We start from the raw sequence: 22,248 nt of genomic DNA, 5'->3' as shown, positions 1-22,248 counted from the left end.
AATTTTCACTTTTCAAGTAAAATCCAATATATACTTTAGATGCATTTTTATGAACGCACAATATATGATCATCAGACTAAATCACAATTGATTGGAGACAAAACATGCAGGACCCTCCCTCACAACAACCACCAACGCACGCGCCAGCAGAGATCTCTCTTTTTGAGCCATCACAGAAGCATTCACTGCAAGCACAGACTTACACTCCACCAGACCCATGGACTATATCGCGCCCAGAAATCATTATTTACCCCAATCGGATACAGGCCATCGCACGCACAACTATCGCTGGAATAGTAATATTCTTCGGAACCATATTACTTATTAGTATGACATTCTTATTAATTATCTTCGGACACATTTTTCCCATCAATTATCTGATACTAATAATACTGGATCTTGTATTGATCCTCGCTATGCTTGTTTTTGGTGGCTGGGGCACCTGGAGGATAGCACATCTCTTTCTCAAGGGTGCTCCACTCCTGATCATCAATCATCAAGGGATCACCATTGGCAAAACATTCATGCTCAGCGGCTTTTTTATAGCATGGGACGAAATCGAAGCGATTTATACTGACACATTCATAAATAAATATCTTTGTATTCGCCCAAAGGATTCTAAACAGTTTTTGCAACGATTTACTCTCTTAGAGCGTATTAACAGACGTAGTAACGTCATAGTGGGAATGCCGCCGTTATTTGTCCCGCAGATCTGGCTGGAAAGACCTGTCGAAGAGATACTACAATACATACAATTTTTTTACGCATACGAATTAAATCTGAATCGTATTTGATTTTATCACCATAAGTATATTTCAGGGGCAAAAGGGTCAAAAATTCATCAACCAATTTGGTAAGAAAAAGTATTCTATATGATATTGCTACATTAGAAGAAAATATATATAAGCGGAGATGACAGATGAATACACCAAACATGCAAAATCATGAGATTGTTATCTATTCAGACAGAAAACGGCTAGCCGGATTTACAAGTATTATAGCGTTTATCTTTGTTTATCTAGTGGGTAGAGACATTTTTGATAGTTGGGCGTTTTGGAACCACGATGAAATTATTACTGGTACGTGGATTTTAGCTCTCCTATTGCCAATTGTCATACTATGGATCCTATTAGCTTGTCTCTCCAGATTGTGCCAGTATGGACCAGAACTTACGATCAACTCTCAGGGCTTTTCCTCCCCTTTTCCCTTACGCTTTCCTTTTTTTCTGCCGTTCAGGCCGAGTTTTATCCCTTGGGAAGAGATCGAGTGGATCGCTGTAGTTCAAACCGGGACGAGTACCTTGCTTTCTCTTAGTTTGAAAGATCCAGCGCATTACTGGTCTCTCTATGGAAAAGGTCCATACCGCAAATGGCGCAGAGCTTCCAGTACTGGGGCACATATCCACATCAGCTCATACTTCCTCTCTTTATCTGCTGAGGAAATTCTTCAACAAATCGAAGAACGCTACAGTTCAGAGCTCCTCAGCGATGAAATACAAATAAAAGATTGAAGGCATGATTCTAGGAATCTATAAATTTGGCCAGGATCAAGATCAAAAAAACTACCCACATACCGATCCACACAAACGTCCAAAAGTTGCGTTAGTAGTAAATGTTTTACTTTGTCTGATCTTCATAATAAGCATAATATTTTACACATATAATTATCAATATTATAATTAATCTAACAAGTTAAATCGACATGCAATCGCTTATTGAATAGCATAATACACATTTATTATCTTTATGGTTGAAATAATTAAAGTAGCCACAAAGGCAGTCTTACATGGAGGAAAGTAGACATGCAGCAGCAACCTGAGTTTGAAGACCAGGGTCGCATAACACAGAGCACACAACAACAAAATATCTATCCGCAAGAACGATCCTATTATCAGGACCCCAGACGACCAAACGAAACGTATCAAGCGTACCAGGCAGGCTATGCAGCAGCTATGCAGCAGCATCTGGAAGGTGTACAAGGACAAAAAATTTATCCTCCAGTGCGTCGGAGCAAATCGCGTAGACCACTACTCATAGTTGTAGCGATTCTATGTATCCTGATGGTTATGTACTGTGGATTTAGCTCCTTGATGTCTCATCTCAGTATGGGCAATTTTCAGACAGTTCCGTTGCAAGCACATACATTTAACGTCAGGACCATGCCAAAGATCATTCTTACCACATCAGCTAGCACCGTAATATTCCAGACAGGTACTGGGAATACGGTAAATATCACAGGATCAGTTACAGGAACATCTTCGGAAAATGATAACGGAAGGAGACCATCCGACCTCATCGGAATAGACACGCAACAGGATAGCACTACCAATACTATTACCATCAATGAGCAGGCATCCGCCGCATCGATGGATGATCAAAACATGACACTAAACATCACCCTCCCGGCCAATAGCAATATCGACGCCACGCTCAGTGCCGGCACTATTAGCATCAATGGGATCAGTGGAAGCATGAATATCAAAGCAAACTATGGAGATATCACCTTTCAAGACGGCACTCTGACAGGTACATCCTCATTCTACGAGAATAGCGGAACCATTACCTTTAATGGCTCATTAGCAAACAAGGGGGATTATACATTTGAGAATGACGGCGGTCCTATCGATCTCACAGTACCAGCCAATTCCGCCTTTATATTGGATACAAAAAACAATGTGAACAATGATTTTGGCTCTCCCAGAGTTGGAGTTAACCCCACCAGCCATTTACATCTCAGAGATGGTGCAGCAGATATCAATATCCATCACAAATAGGAATGAAGATGAAATTTACATCTCAAATCGTCATTAAATGTCCGCTTGAAAAAGTCTTTCTTTGGATGTTTCAACCACAGCCTATTGTTCAATTAGTCACATGGGATTTAGCCAAAGGTGCCAGAATAAATGGCCCTACCCCTCCACCGCCGAAATATCGCGGCGATCCGGAATTTCTGGAACGCTTCGCCAGGCACCAACGATTGATGGAGCACTCTGAAACAAAAATTGAGATAGAAAATCTTACAACCCAGACACTACAAGTTGGAACAACATTTGAGTATCGTATGAGCACGAGAAATCTTTCTCCAGAATTTTCAGAGCTTTCAGCCTGGAAACTTATGTATCCAGGCTCCATTACCATCGAAAAATCCAATCCTTTCACCTTTTTCTCATTCATGGCAAGAAGACCTTTCGTATTGGAAAAGTATTCCCGCAATGATGAGCATCGTATAACATTCCAGGCACCGCAAGAAAAGACCATTATGACTCACATCCGGTTGACCAGCACGAGGTTAATACCATCATTCATCGTATCTACACTCTTTCCTCCAGTAGCCGCTTTCAGAAAGGAAGCGGCACAACAACAACTCCTCGATCTCAAAGTGCAGATGGAAGCCAAAATTGACTAATACACAGGGTAGATAAGTAAGTATGAAATAGAGGATAAAACGTTGGATGGTTTGCATCATCCAACTTCATCTCCCTTTTAGAGGAATCTGGCAAACAGAATTGACATATTTGACGCTCACTTCTTTGATACTAATTAATCTCCTCCTCCAGAACAGCCACCACACAAAGAATTTATTATGTTTTGACACATTCTTCATAGGATCTTCATAACATGCTGCTATAGTTAGCACTAACGAGAGAGGATGGAGCGACGCGCCGCCCATCTTAATAACACTTTCGTTGCCCAAAGAAGATACAGAGCTTGAATAGAAGATATATAGCCGCATGCAAGCACCGGAGTGTACCGAATGTTGCATGAGACATCACACAATGCACGTGTTTGGGCTTTGCTCAAAGCTCGCACTGAATGATACATCTTTGGGTCTTTGTTACTTCGTCAGGAAGGCATATGGATATGCAAAACTTCATATCGCAATCACAGACCGAGCAATCGGCCCACTCTGCTGAAGAGGGAACTTCACTTGAGCATAGTCAGGGATCGTCACAGCAGCTCCCAATATTTCATACTGCCCATAGCTTATCGGTCGTCCTGCCGGCGCACAACGAAGAGCATATCATCGTGAATACCGTACAGGATGTCGTCAGTATCTTAGCAGCATGGATGGATGACTTTGAGGTAATTGTCGTCAACGATGGCAGCACAGACCAGACTGAGACTCTTGTTCATAACCTGGCAATTTCTGATCCACGCATACGCCTGATAACGCATCCAATCAATAGAGGCTATGGAGCGGCACTGGTCAGCGGTTTCGCGACCGCAAGCAAAGAGCTGACTTTCTTTATGGATGCCGATGGGCAATTTACGCTTCGGGATTTACAGGGCTTCTTTCCTTTTATCGATACCTATGATGCCGTGATTGGTTATCGCTTGCATCGTCAGGACACCTGGATTCGCAAGTTAAATGCAGCAGGATGGAAATTCGTCGTCAGGCTTATGCTAGGAGTTAATGTCCGCGATCTTGATTGCGCCTTCAAACTCTTGCACACGCAGTTTTTGCATGAGTATCCTCTGGAGACGCAGAGCGCTATGATTAACGCTGAATTGTTATATAAGTTGACACAATCAAAGCGCACCTATAAGCAAATCGGGGTGCATCACCTGCCTCGTCAGGGCGGAAAAGCCACTGGAGCTAACATCAGAGTAATTCTGCGAGCATTTCGTGACCTCTTTACCTATTCTTCGCGCTGGAAGCAAGAAATCCAGCGCAGTCCACAAACGCTCCAGACGGAAGAGCGCATCAAAGAAAGTGTCTGATATGTATCTGCATCCAGAACTGCCAGGAGTGGTGGCAAAAACAGTTCGCACTACGCGTTTCCTCTGGATGAAAACAAACAAAAGCAGAAAGTAAAAAAACGCATTATGAATATAGAAGACGCATCCGTAACAGGAAATGCCCCCCTTACGCCGCCTGTTGCGACCGTTACTGCGGATACACCAGGTAAAACTATGCTCTGGCACCGCATCGCCCTGGGCATCGTTGCCATCATTGCAGGATTTTTAAATTTTTACGAACTCAATAAAGTAGGCTACGGCAACACCTATTATGCGGCTGCCGTAAAAAGTATGCTCACCAGCTGGCATAACTTCTTCTTCGTCTCGTTCGATGCAGGAGGTTTTGTCACAGTCGACAAACCCCCATTGGCTCTATGGATTCAGGCCGCCAGTGCCAAACTCTTCGGCTTCAGCGGATTTAGTCTCCTCCTGCCCGAAGCACTGGCCGGTGTGCTCTCAGTCCTACTCATCTATTATCTCCTACGACGTGTCTTTGGTCCTGTCACAGGATTAATTGCCGCATTGATCATGGCCCTTACACCGGTCAGTGTTGCAACCAATCGAGATAATATCATCGATAGCCTGCTTGTCTTTACGGTCTTGCTAGCAGCGTGGGCGATCACAAGAGCTGTCGAAACGGGTCAGTTACGTAAATTACTCCTCTGTGCCGTCATCCTTGGATTGGCATTCAACATGAAGACACTGGAAGCCTATTTAGTTCTACCGGGATTCGGCCTGGTCTATCTTTTGGGAGCTCCTATAAGCTGGCGCAAACGCATTCTACATCTGGTGCTCGCGCTGCTAGTTCTGCTCGTCGTTTCCTTCTCATGGATCATTGTGGTCGACCTCACTCCAGCCTCCCAACGTCCTTATGTAGGCTCAAGCTCAGACAATTCTGAGCTAGGACTCACGTTCGGCTACAATGGTCTGGAGCGAGTCCTGGGTACCGCAATTGGTGGTAATCGTGGTGGAAACAACGCCGCGAGAGAAGCAAACGCCACCACGAACCCATCTTCATCTACGGAAGCCCCCACAACGCCCGGATCGTCACCCGAACAAGGAAGCAGTAACACCAACGGAGGTGGCTTCGGCGGAGGTGGCTTCGGTGGCCCTGGCGGTGGCGAAAGAGGTAGCTTCGGTGGCCCTGGCGGTGGTGGCCCTGGCGGCGGCGGATTTGCATCAAATGGAACGTCAAACGCCAGTCCATTTCGCCTCTTCTCAGTGGATATGGCGGGACAGATAAGCTGGTTGATCCCCCTGGCTTTGATCGGAATATTCGTAGCCGGTTGGCAAGCCTGGCGCCTGAGCAAATCACGCCTCCCAGGGACTCCACGCCAGCACGCAATTATCCTGTGGGGTGGATGGTTGCTGATCGTCTTTGCCTACTTTAGCATCTCAGGAGCGGAGCATTCATACTATCTCACAATGCTGGCTCCAGGAGTGGCAACGACTGCCGGCATCGGGATCGTCGCGCTCTGGAATCAGTTTCGCAGACCCGGCTGGCTTGGATGGTTATTACCAATTACGTTGATCATCACAGCATTAGCCCAGGTATATATACTCTCATCGTATCCGACCTACAGTAGTTGGATGACACCTTTGATTCTTGTTCTCAGCCTGATAGCGGTGATAGCTCTGGTAATAGCACACCTGAGGCCACGCATCAACACGCGTTTTCTGGCACATCCAGCGATTATCATTGGCGTGCTGGCGCTCCTGATCGGCCCCACAGTCTGGTCAGCCGTCACCACTCAGACGGGAGGTGGACTCGTCCCCGCCGCAGGACCATCATCGATAGGCGGCTTTGCAGCCTTCACTAATAGAGGTGCGCAACCAGCGGCTATCGCAGATCTGATAACGGATAAAAGTGGTAGTACGCAACTGCCCGGAGGCACAGCAGGGCCTGTGGGAAATGTAGGAGGCTTTGAGAGTGGAGATAAAGGGCTCGAAAAGTATCTCCTCGCCCATCAAGGCAATGCAGAGTACCTGGTCGGAATGCAAACTGCGAGCGCGGCCGCACCCTATATCCTGGACACCAACAAAGCTGTCATGGCATGGGGAGGATTCCTGGGTAGCGATCCTATTCTGACAACCAGTCAGCTCGCAACAATGGTGAAAGAGGGAAAAATACGTTACTTCATGACTTCAACTGCCACTGGTGGTAGCACGGGCGCAGGTGCGACGAATGGTATCAATACAGCCGATCTCCCAGCAGACATCCTTGAGATGTTGGAAAGTGGCGGATTCGGTCCCGGCGGCGGCGGTGGATTTGGTGGTAACAGTGAGATCTCTCAATGGATCACAACCAATTGTAGCGCTGTGCCGTCCTCGGCATATGAGACATCATCAATAAGCGGAAGCGGTTCGGCCGGAGGCTTTGGTGGAGCACAACAATTATACGATTGTGCTACGAAAAACTAAATAGCGACAACACGCGTATCCATAAGTTCGTCACTGAGCACAAACTTTTCCAAAACAGTGCTCTGCATGAAAAGCCTCCCAGGAAAGGCGTGATGCCTTTCCTGGGAGGCTTTTCATGCAAGGATCTTATTATTATACATCCATTGGAAATATTCCATGGACTTTTCTCATCTTCCTGACATCAATCTCCTTTTATAACTGCATGTAACATTTCAGCATAATCTCAATCATAACAACTATAGCTGCTCATAATATTTTCTTTTTCTAACTCTTTGCGCAAACGCATTTTAGCCCGGTTGAAATAAGTTTTCACCGTCGATTCGGGCATATCAAGCATCTGGCCTACCTCGGCAAAACGCAGATTCGTTGTATAACGTAGCACAGCGATAACTTTAAATTTCAGGGGAAGGGCCTCGATAGCCCTTTGTAAAACAGCCTCGAGTTGACTTTGTGCCACGATTTGATCCAGTGCTGGCCCTGTATCCAGTATATCGAAGATCGATTCCTCACCGCTGCCACCATTTTCAAACATCTTGCACTGTGAAAATGGTAAAGTTGTTTGATTACGCTTACTGCGTAATTCGTCAATGCATAGATTATGCGCCACACGAAATAGCCAGGGCTTTAACGTCTTATCAGTATCAATATAAGGAAGCATCCTATAGAGGCGAATAAAAACTTCCTGAGAAGTATCGCAAGCAAAGTCATAATCGTTGACGATGTGTGAAATAAAAGCCAAAAGCATCGGATTATAACGCTGCACCAACAGCTCAAATGCCCTCTGGTCTCCCGCTATTGCCCGTTGAGCTAAAACACTATCATATAACGGCAGATCCTGCGCCTGCAAAAATTTCATGTGGGAATTCATCAAATGCACTCCTTCTACTACCTACAAACAGCACCTCTTATAAATTTACCACTTTTTCCACAAGAATTCCATACTTTTCCATGGAAAATTCTGCATTTACAAAAATATAATATAATTTTAATGAAAACATGATAACTATGAGAAAGCTCTTAACATTTCCTACTACATATATCCTTCCCTGATCGCTTGTCAGAAAAAAAGAGCTCCCCATAATAATATGGGGAGCTCTTTTAGCATCAATAAAGCATCACTTCACGTTAACGCTATACTCATCAATCAACAATGGCAATGAATATCAGATGCTAGCTTAAAGAGAGATCATCGACATAAACATTGCCTTGAGCGTACCAGCCATGCACATAAATTGTGATACTGGTCTGTGAAGCACTCGTGGTAAAGGAGACGCTTAGTTTGTTATAACTACTACTGCTTGTCCAGGTACTCTGACCATTCAGGACACCAATGTATGCATACGAACCATCAACATAGGCACTCAACGTGTAAGTATGACTCGCCTTTACAGAGATTACCTGATCGCATTCGCCAGTTGCGGAACTGGTAGGTGTCACCTGTAGAGCATGTGAGCCGCTGTGAACTGGTGTTGATACTACCGCATCGCCAGAGGCACAGGTCCAGCCAGAGAGGCTTCCGGTCTCAAAACCAGGATTGCTCACCAGATTGCTCCCCGTAGGAGTTGGTGTGGTAACAGGTGTTGACGTTGGAACAGGTGTTTGCGTTGGTGTCGTCGTCTTTATAGGAGTTGGCGTTGGCGTTGGGCTAGTGGTCGTCCCACTCGTAAACGCCTTTAAAGCATTAACAAAAGCATAGGTGCTTTGAGAAAGGCCGCTACATTTATCCGTAGCGGTGGTCGAACCGGCACAACTACCATTGTCGCGTGAAACTTCCCAGAACGCAACCTCGCCAATCTTGTTCTGTTGAGCAAAGGTCAGGACCTGCTGAGCATTACTCAAGCTAAAGATCTCCCCAGCGCTATCATTCTGACCAATCATCGGCGTGATACCGACCATTGCCCACAATTGGCTGGAAGTTTTCGAAGGGAAGATTGTCTTTAATTCGGAATAGAGGCCATTGGCCGCATTAATCGATTCCTGGCCCATATTACTGTCAGCAGAACCATAATCCATAGTCATCAGATTGACGACATTAAACTTAACTCCGTGAGAGACCGCATTATTAAGCAATCCCAGACTATCGCTGAGCAATCCAGTCGTAGCCGACGGAAGAGTAAAGGAAATGGTCAATCCAGGATTAGCCGCCTGTAAGGCTGCCAACGCGGTAGCACGACGATCATAGCTCGTCGCATCGCCCTGTGCGCCACCCTCGATATCAAAATCCAGATGGAGCGCACTATACTTTGTCACGACAGCCTGATATTGAGCCTGTAAAGCGCTGGCACTGCTACACGTTTGTGCCAATTCCTGGCCCGCTTCTCCACCAAACGAAATAATTACGTCTCCACCTTGAGCACGTACATAGCTGATATCGCTATCCAGATTGGGTAAATAGATACCGGTCTGACTGAGTGGAATCGTGCCAGCCCAATCAGCATTACATCCATTGCCAGTGATGAATGCCAGCGTATAGAATTTCTGGCCTGTGCTTTGTGTCACCGCTTGCAAAGTCGGGCTGCTTAAAGTGACATCCGTATAAGGGGCAAAATACTGAGCAGGAAGAGCTGACGCCGCATGGGCATTAGATACCCTTTGCAGTAGCACTCCACCTGCCATTGCAATGAGAGCAAGGACAAGAAATCCTGCTGCGAGGAGAATGGGGAGCCGCCGAGACTTTTTCATCTAACTTCCTCCTTGAAATGCTTCGGCAAGGTTCAAATAGAGTGACATTTCTCATATAAAGCATACGCCTACATCATGAGGCCCATATCCATATACACTGATACTATTTGCTTTAGCGTGAGATCTCTGCTGAAAATGTAACATAGGCTCATATTAAAATCAAGACATCTAGACCACTATACAGGACCATTGCACTATTTTGTACCGGAACAAAAGATAGTCAAAGCAAGGACCGATGCCGATAGCGCTTCATCACTGATCAGTTACAATGCTTTTGCAAGATATCTCATTAAGGCTATAGGAAACCATTAAAAGGGGGAATTATGATTGAACATTATGAGGGACAATGGGATCGTAAGCGCTATGATATGATGCCGTATCGCGGGTGTGGACAGTCTGGACTCCTTCTCCCGGCACTCTCGTTAGGAGCACATGAAACCTACGGCAGTACGCTGGGAGAGGAGAACACACGTATCTGCCTCCATCGTGCATTTGACCTGGGCATCACCCATTTCGATCTGGCAAACAACTATGGGCATCCACCTGGCAACGCCGAGCAAGTCGTAGGAAAAATCCTTTGCGGAATGCCACGTGATGAACTCATCATCTCCACCAAAGCGGGATACCGCATGTGGCCCGGCCCTTATGGAGAATGGCTCTCCAAGAAATCACTGCTGGCCAGCCTGGACCAATCCCTCCGACGCCTGAAACTGGACTACGTAGATATCTTCTACGCGCACCGTCCTGATCCACTGACTCCTTTAGAAGAGACAATGACAGCACTTGATCAGCTTGTGCGCCAGGGCAAAGCCCTTTATATAGGAGTGAGTAACTTCTCTGGAGAACATCTTGAGCGAGCCATCCAGACCACCAAAGACCTGTCCCTGACGCCTATCACCGTCCATCAGCCACGCTATAACCTGCTTGAGAGACGATGCGAGCAGGATCTCTTTCCCTCTATCGCCGGCAATGGACTCGGCATGATCGCCTTCAGCCCACTCTCAAAAGGACTCCTATCCGACAAATATCTGGGGGAAGAGCTTCCCAGCGACTCCCGAGCCGCCGCGGCATGGGGCAAAAGACGACTCGAAGATGTGCTCAACGGAGAAAAACTCAACCAGATCCGGTATCTCAACGCGCTCGCCCTGGCACGCGGACAAACACTCGCGCAGATGGCTCTCGTCTGGAACCTGCGCCTGCCGATCGTCACAAGCATCCTGATCGGCGCATCAACCAGCCAGCAGATCGAAGAAAACGTCGCCGCCCTCAATAATCCGACCTTCACCCAGGAAGAGCTCACAGCCATCGACAGTATCACCCAATCATGCTGAAGCACCATGGTACAAAAGTCGCGTTACGATATTCATATCGAACTTCTTCGTCTCAATCATTGAAAAGACTATTCATGTTCATAGAACAGGTAAGTGCGTAGAAAGGGATAACGACTGGTAACTTCTCTTTATGGAAGAAACTACTGTCGTTTTTTCAGATATGAAAAACAAAAAGCTCATTATCTCTGGCGGTATCGCAGGCCTGTTAATCATAGGCATCCTGATATCCAGCCTGATCATTAACCAGCAACAGACACATGCCAACAATCATAGTAACAAAGTGCAGGAAGATAAGGGAACGATGCCCATCGCGACCAGAACGCCAATACCAGCCACGCCAACGGCGAAGCCTACCAGAGTGGCAACCCCAACAGCGAAACCTACCAAAGCGACAACCCCAACTCCTGACCCAACAGTAGCCCCAGCAGCTGTAGTGCCGCCTCCTACACCTACAGCCATCCCCATCACCGTTCCCACCACATCGCCCGGCCAGGCAGGTAGCACACCTTATCGTTACTTCCCGGCGGGAACAGCCATTGCCAGCATGCAAGCGCAAGCCACAGCGCTGTCCAAGGATCAGGTGAAAGCCCTGATCGTGAAGGAGATCAATGGAAGTTGGAGCATTATCCAGACAAAATTAGGCTTCAGCACCAAAGAAAAAGCCTATACCTTCTTCCTGGGGATGGCCACACGTGAGTCAACCTTAAATGCCGGCCTGGAAACCGGAGGTGGAGCATCCCACTCATATGGTCCAATCCAGGCCGCTGAGACAGCCTACGCCAATGCCAATCCGAGCTACACGCCTGAAACGGATGTCCCCGAAATGGCACAGTTTGATTTCACCGGCCAGAATTTTTACGATCCTGGCATTGCTACCTATATGGGGATTCGTCACCTGATCCACTTCTCCAACCAGGCCAAAGCAGCAGGCTTCAGCGGCTCAACCATGCTCGAACATGCCTTGATCGGATATAACACGGGTTATGTCACCACGACCGATCAAAGCCTGATCACATCCTATGCTGATGAGATCGGCTCGTTAGCCGGTTGGTATCTGAACAACGGTCATCTCTATGACGCCGTATTTACCTGGACCAGCGATCCACGCGTCAATCGTAGTGCTCCCTGGAGTTGGTATTAGCCAAAGGCTGATCCAATGATTTTCTCGCACAATCATTGGATCAGCCTTTGGTCTCCATCAATGCGTATATGCACAATAAAGCCTTCTGGCTAGCTCCGGCCCAGATCCGCAAAGACAACCATTCTGGCGGCAGTTTGTCCTTCGCTGGGAATCCAATCGCCCGCGCAAGTGATCAGATTAAGATGAGTCCCGTTTGTATTGCCAAAAATTGTCTGTAAGGGAGCTTCGCTGGCTGGATAAGCTACTCTCTTTGTCACATAAAAATGCAGTATCTGCCCCGAACCAGTTGTGATACGAATTTCTTCTCCAGTTTTCATATACTGCAAGTTCCAAAATACTGCTGGACCTCCTCCCGGTCGATCCACATGTCCGTCGATCACCGCGCTCCCAATGTCGCCTGGTCGGACACCATGATCATACCAGCCAGTACTATCCCAGGGATTTGTATGTGGTGTATCAAGATTTCCCCCTGCCAGGATACCTACTGGCTCAACGACCGCATTCACTCCGATGGCCGGGATACTAATATGAATAGGAGTTTCGATGATCGGTGCCAACGTTGGAGTGGCTTTCGCCATTGGAATAGGTTTTGGCTTCGTGCGCTGCGGCTGTATACGCGTTGATGCTGCTTGCCCACAGCCATTCAGACATAAGAGTATACATATGCCCATCAAGCAGATTGCGGCATACTGCTTTAACATAACTATCTGCACTTCCTCTCATAACAATGTATGGACGTAAAGATATATATAAAAAGCTTTTTATCGGTCAGGAGACAGGCTCCAAAGTCCATAGTTAGACACACATTGACCATCCTGATCCTGATTACAATAGTTCCCAACCAGAACGCCATCCGAACGCACAGTACCATCAAAGAAAAGGGGCGAATTCTGGCCAGAGCGCAGCACGGTCAGCAGAATATGGTTAGAAGAGTCGAGCACACCCGTAAAATTAGTCGTCATCTGCATGCCGATAAAGCGTCCACTCAAACTTTGCTGATTTTGCTCAATATCTGTCAGAGTAATGGTGTTTTTCGCCTGAGTTAACAGATTCTGCTGCGTTCCTTTATACTCTTTCGCCAGATGGGGATAATGAATTGCAGAGGTTACGGTTACGGTTAATTGCAGATGCTTTGTCGCAGTCATTACCCCCGTTTTCTTCTCAATCGTTGAACGCGGCAGCGACGTCTGCGTCATAGACCACACCACGCCGCCACCTGCAAGCAACGAAAGGATCAGCACTGCCAGTAACGAGAGCACCAGGGTCCGCCATTTCGCCTTTGGCACACGTTGACTATCCACGACAGCCGGGCGAGAAAGCTCCCCTGAATCAGGTGGTACATTTGAGAATGGTAAGACAGGTAAAGGGATAGAAGTTCCATTGAGCGCGGCCCAAAAATCCTCGATGCTTGAGAAGCGCTGCTCGTACCCAATCGCCATAGCACGCTCGATTGCTCGTGCCACATGGGGAGGAACATCTGAGGCAAGTTGATGCAGCGGCTTGAGTGCATCATCTTCCTTCGTGACAATCGAAGCGGTACGTTGCAGAGCATCAACGGGAACTGTCCCGGTCAAGAGGCAGTAGCACGTTGCGCCTAAAGAATACACATCGGTACGTGGATCAGTTCCTATATTAGCATATTGTTCAGGAGCTCCGTAGCCGGGAGTACACAGGCGTACAGCGGTTGTCGTCGCATCGACTTCATATTCTTTAGCGATACCAAAATCGATCAGGAAAGTTTGTTGGCTCTCATCTAAAACAATAATATTTGCAGGTTTGATGTCACGATGTACGACTGGAGGAGACTGATGATGCAGATAAATCGTTGCATTAACTATCGGCCTCATCAATGTGATCACCTCAGCCAGGCTGAAACGCTGTTCGGGCTGTCGCTTACGGAGAATGTCCAGGCTGACCCCTGGGATATATTCGAGTATCAAAAATCCCGGCGATTGTGGACTCTCTTCAAACACATCATAGATGCGCGGTAGCGATGGATGATCCAGTCTCTTGAGCACCGCTGCCTCGAAAGCGAAACGGATGCGTTCATGCTTATCCGTTCCACGCAACTCTTTTAGAGCAAAGCGCATCGACTGTTCGCCGGCGGCCAAACGTTGCCTATCTCGTACCAGATAAACATTGCTGGAACCTCCAACTCCCAATACCTCTTCTACCACGTAGCGATCGTGGATAACTTCGCCAGGGGCGAAGGTCGTCGCAGGCAATTGCATTCCAACACCTCTTAATAAATAACAATGACCGTCTGCCAGTTTGTATGGGTATAGACCCAGGCCATATCGCTTTGCGTCATATTAATGCACCCATGGCTACCGTCATAATTGTAGGGGGTATTCCCTGTAGTATCCTGATGAGGATACTGTGAACCAGCTCCAAAAGTTCCACGCCAGCTCGCATCGTGGAGATAATCCCCACCATAATGGTATAGAATAGCATAGCTAATCGGCGTGGGAGCAAACCAGAATGGTGATCCTTTAGGATCTTTTGAGACGAAGACTGTCGGCGACTTGCGATCCAATACCGACCAGACACCGGGAAGTGATGGTCGTAGCGGACTCCCTGTCACGACCTGAAAAGAGCGTTGCAGCTGTCCATTCTGATACAGGCGCATCGACTGTCCTGCCAGTGAGATTATGAGGACCTGCCTCCCATGTAAAGCGTAATGATCGAGTGCTTGTTTATCAGTCGCATGAGGTTGATTATAGGCAGTTTTATCCTGACTATCCGCTTCAAGTAAATGAAGATTAAACAAGGCATTTTGAGCTTCTGTCGTCACGCCATGGAAGTCCTCAAGCGAGGAGGAACCAGCCAGATCTGCATCCAGAATAGAGCCGATCCCCTGTGACATATATTCGGAGTCGGGAGCATAGGTATTTCCGTCATAAGTATCGTAATAGGGATGGGCTTTGGCCCAGGATGTCACTTCCTGATGGAAGAGCTCAACCGTATGATGAGCATCTCCATTTGCCAGATCTCCCTGCATCGAGGCTATATCGTTATCAATGCGCTGCAATATCTGTTTTCTAGACTGGGGAGTATGCGCCTTCGCCGCATCTATCCGATCTGTCTGCAAGCGCGTAAGATACGCAGTCGCATCTTTCCCATAACTTTTTAAAGTAGTAATCTGCTGTGAAAAATTTTGCAACTTTGCCTGACTGATCACTGGATAATCCTGGATAGCAACATTCATAATCTGCTGATAATGGGTTGTTAATTGACCCTGAAGCTGCTGGACTGCATTGGGAGTCGCAGCATTGGCAAAGGCATGCTGATCAACTTGATACTGTTTTTGCAATGCAATCACATTGAGATGCGCTTGATTCATGGTCATGAGCATACTTTGCATGGTCGTCAATTGCGTTGACATTGTCTCCAGAGCGTTTAATGCTGTAACAGAACGATCAGCGTCTACAGTAATAGCATGGTAATCTTTTGGATACTTCGCTGATTCTAACAGTAGTTGATCAACACTAAAGCGCTGCGTAAATGCATTACTATCTCCAAGCGGTTGCATATTCACACGGCTCACAACAACCTGGAAGCTTTGCAGAGCCTGTTGCGCCTGAGACTGCGCTTGCTGCGTCGAGGCGCTGATAACATTTGGTATAAGCTCTCGCAGTTGGGAATATTGTGCCGCCTGCACTTGATAGATGGGATCAGGTCGCAGGTAGAAACCAGGGGAGAACCATGGCAATGAGTTATCAATCTGCTGCTCCATAGCAATGACCGGCGCAAGCTCCTTATCCGCTACACCTAGCGATCGAGCATGCGCAATAAGTCCATCGACCTGTGCTTTCCTTTGCTGCGATGCTGCGATGCTACCAGGATTGTGGGTATTGGAAAACGCTTGATATCCCAATAGGAGTGCGATTAAGATCAGGCAGATAATACTGCTGACACTCAGCCAGCTTTGGGCATGGCCGTGTTGCAGTCGACGACCTTTCGTAAGCAAGATACGCTTCTGCGGTGCTGTGATCTGTGCTTTAACCTGCTCAGATTGCACATTATCAAGAGAGGGTGTAGGAACTGTCAGAGCATTAGCCTGACGCGATTTCTCTTCGGTAATGGCGACAGCACGTGTATAAAGATCATGAGCCATACGCTTATCACGCCTGACAGTAGCTCCTAAATCAGCAACGCGAATAGTAGCATCAGAGGCTTGCTCATTCGCGCTAGCAGTCTGTTTCGGCATATTCATCTTCGTCCCTTTATCGCATATCTCTTTGAGAGATCGTCTCGTTCCATGTATAATTGTGATCCACTAAACATAGTATGTGCATGCTTAAACGCAACTACCCGCATACATTTCTACAAACCTAAAAACCCTGGTTGCTCTCTTTCACGAGAGCAACCAGAAACGACTCAACAAAGGCGATCAGCCATTACCAATCACTGATGAACTGACTGAATAAGGTTTCGTCTGTTCAACGCCTGACACATTGGTACTTACGGCTTTATAGGTATAGCTATTGCCATTCTTGGGACTTAGATAGCCGGCTTTGGTGACCAATGCTGGAGCATCCGCCACCGCACCAATATTGACAGGTGTAAATGCCCAGTTGTCTGCTGGCGATAAACCAGCCAGCGAACGTCCGAGCGCACGATGCTCGGCTTCAATACAGGCGATCTGTGCAGAGATCTGTGCCAGATCTGGACGTCCCAACTGTGCAAATTCTTTGACCGCCGCCAGATAAGCAGAGTCAAAAACACCTTCAAGCTGCTGCTGTGTGGCGAAGAATGTTTTCATGTCAGTAAAAGTAGCAGCCCCGTTGGGAAAGCTAAAGGTATCGGCCAGTGACTGTCCACCATTGGCCTGCAAGAATTGCTGGTGGATCTGCTCTTCGGCCAGAGCAGCTTGAAGATAGGTCAGTGCATCCCCTTTGAGCCCCAGTTTGTCAGCATTCATCAGCCCCTGGCTATAAAAAGTAACAGCCAACTGTTCAGCTGTGCGTGCCACAGTTAAAATGGAGACAATCGGGTCCGCCGAACTTTTATAGCTACTCAGCGTGGTATTTTGCTTCTGAGTACCACTCTTCAAGTTTGCATTAGCCTGACTCCTGACCGTTCTGGCGGCGGCATTCGAAATCTCAGGCAAAAAAGCTGCCCCCAATGCTGTCGCCGCCACACCTGAAGCTGTAATAATAGCGCCTTTTTTGAAGAAGTTACGCCGTGAGGCTGGTCGAGCAAATGAAGCCATCAAATTGTCTGTTGCATCTTTCACTTTCGCATTATTGACAAACATAAATCTATCATCGATAGAAGCGTGGCAGGACCCGCAGCGCTGCGCTGGTAACACAAGTGCCTCCCCACATTGAGGACAGAAGCGTGGAAAATTCAGTGCCATGATATTTCTCCTTACATGAAACAGTGACAATTGAACGAGTTCCATCATTCATAGACAGATTAACTAATCGGGTCAACCTGACGACATGACGAATGGACACTGTCTTTTAATTAATAATTCTTATTTACAATCACAAAAGGTAACCAATACACTTGTTGAGGTCACACATCAACCAGAGATTTTTTTGTCGCGTAGTAAAAACCGGGCTTAACGTGGTTATTGAAGCTTCATTATTTCGTATCAATCACCCGTTCAAACACTACTACGTCAGCTATTTTTTTTTGGATCACATGCTGTAAAAAGTGAAAGGGACCCAGACACTTCCAAAAAAAGTCAGCATGAGATCCAATATGCATACATTCAACGTATTGGCTTATAGTAAGCAACTGCATCCCCTAAATTATTTTTTATTGCATATAGAGGAGAGAAAAAATGAGGCTCTTATTAAAGCCTATCTATCACTGCCATCAGTGCCTTCTACTAGCTATCACTCTATGTATGCTACTACTCACAGCCACTTTTGCGCAGCAGCATCCCGTACTAGCAGCGGCGGTCGATGATACCGCATATATACGTGTCATCCACGCATCTCCAGATATTGGTACCGTTGATGTGTTCGTGGATGGCAAGAAATTTCTGAGTAATTTCAAGTTCGCTACGGTCACTGATTATGTTCCGCTCCCAGCTGGTACCCACAAAGTACAATTAGCATTGATCGGCAAAGGGATTAACGCAGCGGTTCTCTCACAAGATCTGACAATCCAGGATGGCACTCCCTATACGGTTGCTGCTCTGGGAACAAAAGCAAGCGGTTTTTCGTTTTCCATCTTTGCTGATAATAATACGATTAGTGATAATGGGACAAAAGTGCGTATCTATCATCTCTCTCCAGGCACAGGAAAGGCCAGCATTAACACCCCGGATGCCACTATTGTCAATAATATCGTCTATGATAACGCCAGCTCATATGTTCCCATATCCAGTGGTACCTATACATTTACGCTCACGGCGGCAACAGGAAATATCACACTTTCATCCGATATTACGCTAAAACCCTGGACGGTTATGAGCATTTTTGCTGTCGGCATGCCACAGGGAAGTCCAAAATTTCGACTCGTCACAACGACACAGCAAGGAATACCAGGCTTGCCACAGACTGGCAGTGATCCCAACGCCTCCGCAGCAACGGCAACATCCTCTCATTGGTTGCTTGTCCTGAGCGTTTTTGGTATGCTTGCGCTTGGAATTGGTGCCACGTATACGCTCACAAGCGGAGGCACTACAAAAAGACGCATACATAATCGTGTCCCATCCACTGAAGAAGGGTAGTTATGTGGTTTTCAAAGCAGGCACATGCTGCACAACTGCCTGGATCAGATTTCGTAACGTTGCATAGGGATGAAATCACAGATGAAACAATCCTACAGGCCATCACACACGGGGCTGTATGGGCGATGGACATTCTATATGACCGTTATTCTCGTGCGCTCTATTCCTTTGCCTATCGTATCGTCATGGATCATCATATAGCAGAAGACCTGCTCCAGGAAGCATTCATGGCAGTATGGAAACGATCGACAACCTATTCAGGTCAAGCGGGAAGTGTGCGTAGCTGGCTCTTCTCAATCATGCATCATCGTGCCATTGATTACTTACGTTCCGTCAAGCGTCGCTCAGCCTTCAACGAGGTGATGCTGGAAGAGGCTGACCAGGATGAACATGTGGCCATCCCAGACATCTGGGAAGACGTCTGGCGCAACGTACAGAGCCATCAGGTAAGGGAAGCACTCATGTCACTTTCAACAGAGCAGCGTATGGTGATTGAGCTTGCTTACTTTCAAGGTTGGACACATGTAGAGATCGCCGAGGGCTGTCATATTCCTCTCGGCACAGTAAAAGCGAGGATGCGTCTAGGCTTAATGCATTTAAAGCGTTCCCTGGAAAAAATGGGTGTACATGAATCCTGAATCTATCATATACACGGAAGCAAAAAGTGGCTGGTTGACCATTTCTCACGCGGTGGATGGTATAAAAGTCGATAAGAACGGAGTAAATATATGACTTGCCAGGATTGTGAAGAGCTTCTGGGCGCCTATGCCCTTGAGGCACTCACACCGGAAGAGCGTAAAGAGGTGAAGGAACATCTTGCGCACTGTCCTCAATGCCCTCAAAAACTCCAAGAGCTGCAAGAGATTGCCAATCTGCTTCCTCTAACAGTCCCAGATGTCGAGCCTGCAGCAGATCTAAAAGCACGCTTCTTCTCACAGCTTGAGAGCGGCGACAACGCTAAAAGACAGCCTCACAAGATTCCCCTCTCTATAGAGAGACATACACAAAGTCCCCCCCCTGCTCAGCACAATCTCCGTCACACATTGGCTATCCTGGCGAGCGCCGCAGTGCTCTTATTGGCTTTATCCGGCGGCTTAATTGTCTGGAATTTATCTTTGCAACGCCAGGTGGCTGATCTTTCACAAAATGTCGTGTACACAACGTCTTATCAGATAGAGGGTACATCCGAAGCAAGCTCAGCCAGGGGTGAACTGACCTGCTATATGAAACAAGATATGTGTACATTGGTTGTTCATGGCTTACCCCAGCCAGACAACAACCATATCTATCAAGGTTGGTTATTGCGAGGAAAACAACCAACCAGCATTGGTCTACTTAATGTCCAAAATGGGATAGCAATATTAACCTTTCAAGGCTCAACGCACGGCTTTGACACCGCTGCGGTTAGTCTAGAGCCTGGACCAGGCGCAAGCAAAGATATCCCCAAAGGGCAGGTAGTTGCTGCTGGCAGTCTGGCATCTTCCTGACATGTTACTGAGTACTCAGGAAGCATATAAAGAGAGATTCTTTTTATCTACCGATAGATTATAAGGCAGATGGTGGGGAAATCTATCACACGTGTGAGTAAATGGGAAGAGTTAATATATATATAAGAAGAATTTATCATGGGACACAAAAGAAAATTTTAACATCGTTTTTAACATCAGCTTCTACTTATTTATCAATTCATTCAACATTTGTTTTATTTGTTATCACTTCATGTTATAATTTTAGGATATCAACGTCTTTATAGTTGGCACTGGATATGCTTCGTTACCAGGCAATGATTCAGGAATCCTCATCCTGACATGCAAACGCCTGAAAGGCGTCTGCGAGTTACAGCAGGTGAAAAGGATTCTTAAGTAGTTACATTGTTCCTTAACGGTGAAAACAAAAGCATTATAGACTTGTACAGTTGCCAACACGCTACTACGACGTTTTATAGATAACCAGCATTTTTACATCAGTATTCACAATAAGAAGCTTTTCGTCAATGGGGAATGAGCAATTCTTGAAGGCAAGATCATCTATCATCAGACACGTTAGTCTGAAAGAGGGAAATGTTTATTTCTGCTCCTCTATTCTTGGTAGATCTGGTCGTTTAGTGCTATAAAGGGTACATAGCAATTTCTCCATACATAGGAGAGACACTGCTAGCGTGAGAACATCATAGATCGCACATCGAGATAGGCAGGCACAATAAATATTATGCCTGCACCGACAGATCGAGTATCATTATAAGTTTATTTCTCAATGTATTCTGTCTCGATAGGCTTTTCGCGTATGCACCAACATGAAGAGGCTTTTATGGAAGACAACAGAAATTTATCTACCTCCCCAGGCTCATCAGGGGAACGTATCCAACCAATTGCACTTATCACTCAACTCATGCAAAACATGACGACCATGCATCATGTAGATGAGATATTTCTTTGGCTGGCAAACACGATGGTACGGCAACTGGACATACCTGTAGTTCAATTCTGGGCAGCCCAGAATGACTCAGCAGGCAAGTCACATAGCGTCATACGTGCTGCCGCTTGCCAAAATCCTACCTTACCACGACAAGTTCATTTAAATGCGCCAGTCGCCACAGTAATTGAGCGTCTTTTCTATGAGCGCCGAAACACTATCTCACTACCGATCGAAGGTGTCTTCTCTCCCTCGCAAACAGCACTCTTTTCCCAGTATGACCTACGTTGCTGGGCGGGTTTTCTGCTCCGAGATGAGGCATTACTTCCACCGGCCAAAAATGAACAGGGTACCGGCATCAGTTCGACACCGCTACTCCTGGTTGTGACATTTTTTACGCAAAATCCGCTCTCGGTTGATCAAGCAAGAGCCACACGTTTTACCTTAGATCAGATGTTACGTATGATTAAAAGTCGAGGATTCCTTAACAGGCCTGATTCTCCCGCCGTCGCTGCTGAAAAGATGATTTCTGATAAGAGTAGTTCCGCTACACTTGCCAAAATTATCCCTCAGCGCTCTCAAAACATCGAGAACTTTCAGGCCAGTAATCCATTTACGCAGGCCTCACCGATCACTGACAAAAATGCCCGTCGCCTTTATGCAGCGATCGGAGGCAACAAAAATGTGGCTGAACTCACAAAAATCACGCGCTTCAGTCAAAAAGAGTTGATCGATGCATTGAGTTATTTATTTGAGCAAGAAAAAATTCAATTCTACACTCCCGAGGGTGAGTCGATCAAAAGTTTTCCTTTCAGTTAAGCCACACCTAGA

The 22,248-nt window shown here is 46.7% G+C and carries 18 protein-coding genes; 12 read left to right on the top strand and 6 right to left on the bottom strand.

Translation table 11 applies throughout. The features are described from left to right. Nucleotides 1-104: 104 nt before the first annotated feature. The 6 genes from AC27N8_RS12595 to AC27N8_RS12570 all read left to right on the top strand — a co-directional run bounded on the left by AC27N8_RS12595 (nt 105) and on the right by AC27N8_RS12570 (nt 7,160). Complete coding sequence (locus tag AC27N8_RS12595; protein ID WP_487067478.1) at nt 105-794, top strand: STM3941 family protein; 690 nt, start codon at nt 105-107, stop codon at nt 792-794. A gap of 125 nt (nt 795-919) precedes the next feature. Then, nucleotides 920-1,510, top strand: coding sequence for a hypothetical protein (locus AC27N8_RS12590; protein ID WP_487067476.1), 591 nt, complete (start codon nt 920-922; stop codon nt 1,508-1,510). Between the two features lie 291 nt (nt 1,511-1,801). Continuing rightward, the gene (locus AC27N8_RS12585) at nt 1,802-2,773 is read left to right on the top strand and encodes a DUF4097 family beta strand repeat-containing protein (RefSeq protein WP_487067474.1); all 972 of its coding nucleotides are present in this window, start codon (nt 1,802-1,804) and stop codon (nt 2,771-2,773) included. Nucleotides 2,774-2,781: 8 nt separating this feature from the next. Then, on the top strand, nt 2,782-3,405 hold the full coding sequence (locus AC27N8_RS12580) for a hypothetical protein (protein ID WP_487067472.1): 624 nt from the start codon (nt 2,782-2,784) through the stop codon (nt 3,403-3,405). Between the two features lie 455 nt (nt 3,406-3,860). Beyond that, nucleotides 3,861-4,721 (top strand): glycosyltransferase family 2 protein, encoded by an 861-nt coding sequence (locus tag AC27N8_RS12575; RefSeq protein WP_487067470.1) that lies wholly within the window; start codon nt 3,861-3,863, stop codon nt 4,719-4,721. 105 nt (nt 4,722-4,826) lie between these two features. Then, nucleotides 4,827-7,160, top strand: a complete 2,334-nt coding sequence (locus tag AC27N8_RS12570; protein WP_487067468.1) for an ArnT family glycosyltransferase — start codon at nt 4,827-4,829, stop codon at nt 7,158-7,160. Between the two features lie 223 nt (nt 7,161-7,383). Here AC27N8_RS12570 and AC27N8_RS12565 read toward each other — a convergent pair whose 3' ends face one another. Further along, nucleotides 7,384-8,028, bottom strand: coding sequence for an RNA polymerase sigma factor (locus AC27N8_RS12565; RefSeq protein ID WP_487067466.1), 645 nt, complete (start codon nt 8,026-8,028; stop codon nt 7,384-7,386). 302 nt (nt 8,029-8,330) lie between these two features. Continuing rightward, nucleotides 8,331-9,842, bottom strand: a complete 1,512-nt coding sequence (locus AC27N8_RS12560; RefSeq protein WP_487067464.1) for a carbohydrate binding domain-containing protein — start codon at nt 9,840-9,842, stop codon at nt 8,331-8,333. A 323-nt stretch (nt 9,843-10,165) separates the two neighbouring features. On the opposite strand from AC27N8_RS12560, the gene AC27N8_RS12555 reads away from it, so the two are divergent. Then, nucleotides 10,166-11,173 (top strand): aldo/keto reductase, encoded by a 1,008-nt coding sequence (locus AC27N8_RS12555; RefSeq protein WP_487067462.1) that lies wholly within the window; start codon nt 10,166-10,168, stop codon nt 11,171-11,173. 130 nt (nt 11,174-11,303) lie between these two features. Next, nucleotides 11,304-12,314, top strand: coding sequence for a hypothetical protein (locus AC27N8_RS12550; protein ID WP_487067460.1), 1,011 nt, complete (start codon nt 11,304-11,306; stop codon nt 12,312-12,314). Between the two features lie 89 nt (nt 12,315-12,403). Here the strand turns inward: AC27N8_RS12550 and AC27N8_RS12545 are convergent, their stop codons facing one another. From AC27N8_RS12545 to AC27N8_RS12530, 4 genes are all read right to left on the bottom strand, one after another. Continuing rightward, nucleotides 12,404-13,015 (bottom strand): class F sortase, encoded by a 612-nt coding sequence (locus AC27N8_RS12545; protein ID WP_487067458.1) that lies wholly within the window; start codon nt 13,013-13,015, stop codon nt 12,404-12,406. A gap of 60 nt (nt 13,016-13,075) precedes the next feature. Then, the gene (locus tag AC27N8_RS12540; RefSeq protein ID WP_487067456.1) at nt 13,076-14,545 is read right to left on the bottom strand and encodes a serine/threonine protein kinase; all 1,470 of its coding nucleotides are present in this window, start codon (nt 14,543-14,545) and stop codon (nt 13,076-13,078) included. Between the two features lie 11 nt (nt 14,546-14,556). Continuing rightward, nucleotides 14,557-16,524 (bottom strand): L,D-transpeptidase, encoded by a 1,968-nt coding sequence (locus AC27N8_RS12535; protein WP_487067454.1) that lies wholly within the window; start codon nt 16,522-16,524, stop codon nt 14,557-14,559. Between the two features lie 183 nt (nt 16,525-16,707). Next, on the bottom strand, nt 16,708-17,676 hold the full coding sequence (locus AC27N8_RS12530) for a ferritin-like domain-containing protein (RefSeq protein ID WP_487067453.1): 969 nt from the start codon (nt 17,674-17,676) through the stop codon (nt 16,708-16,710). A 432-nt stretch (nt 17,677-18,108) separates the two neighbouring features. Between AC27N8_RS12530 and AC27N8_RS12525 the strand changes: the two genes are divergently transcribed. From AC27N8_RS12525 to AC27N8_RS12510, 4 genes are all read left to right on the top strand, one after another. Next, nucleotides 18,109-19,005, top strand: a complete 897-nt coding sequence (locus tag AC27N8_RS12525) for a DUF4397 domain-containing protein (RefSeq protein ID WP_487067451.1) — start codon at nt 18,109-18,111, stop codon at nt 19,003-19,005. Nucleotides 19,006-19,007: 2 nt separating this feature from the next. Further along, nucleotides 19,008-19,643 (top strand): RNA polymerase sigma factor, encoded by a 636-nt coding sequence (locus AC27N8_RS12520; RefSeq protein ID WP_487067449.1) that lies wholly within the window; start codon nt 19,008-19,010, stop codon nt 19,641-19,643. Nucleotides 19,644-19,733: 90 nt separating this feature from the next. After that, the gene (locus tag AC27N8_RS12515) at nt 19,734-20,492 is read left to right on the top strand and encodes an anti-sigma factor (RefSeq protein WP_487067447.1); all 759 of its coding nucleotides are present in this window, start codon (nt 19,734-19,736) and stop codon (nt 20,490-20,492) included. 820 nt (nt 20,493-21,312) lie between these two features. Further along, entirely contained in the window at nt 21,313-22,236 is a 924-nt protein-coding gene (locus tag AC27N8_RS12510; protein WP_487067445.1) for a hypothetical protein, read from the top strand. Nucleotides 22,237-22,248 lie beyond the last annotated feature (12 nt).

The organism is Dictyobacter sp. Z7_2 (assembly GCF_057551105.1).
This window is presented reverse-complemented; position numbering and strand designations above follow the sequence as displayed.

Excerpts from the sequence above, each read along its gene's own strand:
- AC27N8_RS12535 (WP_487067454.1), bottom strand. The coding sequence starts at position 16,524 with ATGCCGAAACAGACTGCTAGCGCGAATGAGCAAGCCTCTGATGCTACT.
- AC27N8_RS12580 (WP_487067472.1), top strand. The coding sequence starts at position 2,782 with ATGAAATTTACATCTCAAATCGTCATTAAATGTCCGCTTGAAAAAGTC.
- AC27N8_RS12550 (WP_487067460.1), top strand. The coding sequence starts at position 11,304 with ATGGAAGAAACTACTGTCGTTTTTTCAGATATGAAAAACAAAAAGCTC.
- AC27N8_RS12595 (WP_487067478.1), top strand. The coding sequence starts at position 105 with ATGCAGGACCCTCCCTCACAACAACCACCAACGCACGCGCCAGCAGAG.
- AC27N8_RS12570 (WP_487067468.1), top strand. The coding sequence starts at position 4,827 with ATGAATATAGAAGACGCATCCGTAACAGGAAATGCCCCCCTTACGCCG.
- AC27N8_RS12510 (WP_487067445.1), top strand. The coding sequence starts at position 21,313 with ATGGAAGACAACAGAAATTTATCTACCTCCCCAGGCTCATCAGGGGAA.
- AC27N8_RS12575 (WP_487067470.1), top strand. The coding sequence starts at position 3,861 with ATGCAAAACTTCATATCGCAATCACAGACCGAGCAATCGGCCCACTCT.
- AC27N8_RS12520 (WP_487067449.1), top strand. The coding sequence starts at position 19,008 with ATGTGGTTTTCAAAGCAGGCACATGCTGCACAACTGCCTGGATCAGAT.
- AC27N8_RS12560 (WP_487067464.1), bottom strand. The coding sequence starts at position 9,842 with ATGAAAAAGTCTCGGCGGCTCCCCATTCTCCTCGCAGCAGGATTTCTT.
- AC27N8_RS12525 (WP_487067451.1), top strand. The coding sequence starts at position 18,109 with ATGAGGCTCTTATTAAAGCCTATCTATCACTGCCATCAGTGCCTTCTA.
- AC27N8_RS12590 (WP_487067476.1), top strand. The coding sequence starts at position 920 with ATGAATACACCAAACATGCAAAATCATGAGATTGTTATCTATTCAGAC.
- AC27N8_RS12530 (WP_487067453.1), bottom strand. The coding sequence starts at position 17,676 with ATGGCACTGAATTTTCCACGCTTCTGTCCTCAATGTGGGGAGGCACTT.
- AC27N8_RS12565 (WP_487067466.1), bottom strand. The coding sequence starts at position 8,028 with ATGAATTCCCACATGAAATTTTTGCAGGCGCAGGATCTGCCGTTATAT.
- AC27N8_RS12540 (WP_487067456.1), bottom strand. The coding sequence starts at position 14,545 with ATGCAATTGCCTGCGACGACCTTCGCCCCTGGCGAAGTTATCCACGAT.
- AC27N8_RS12555 (WP_487067462.1), top strand. The coding sequence starts at position 10,166 with ATGATTGAACATTATGAGGGACAATGGGATCGTAAGCGCTATGATATG.
- AC27N8_RS12585 (WP_487067474.1), top strand. The coding sequence starts at position 1,802 with ATGCAGCAGCAACCTGAGTTTGAAGACCAGGGTCGCATAACACAGAGC.
- AC27N8_RS12545 (WP_487067458.1), bottom strand. The coding sequence starts at position 13,015 with ATGTTAAAGCAGTATGCCGCAATCTGCTTGATGGGCATATGTATACTC.
- AC27N8_RS12515 (WP_487067447.1), top strand. The coding sequence starts at position 19,734 with ATGACTTGCCAGGATTGTGAAGAGCTTCTGGGCGCCTATGCCCTTGAG.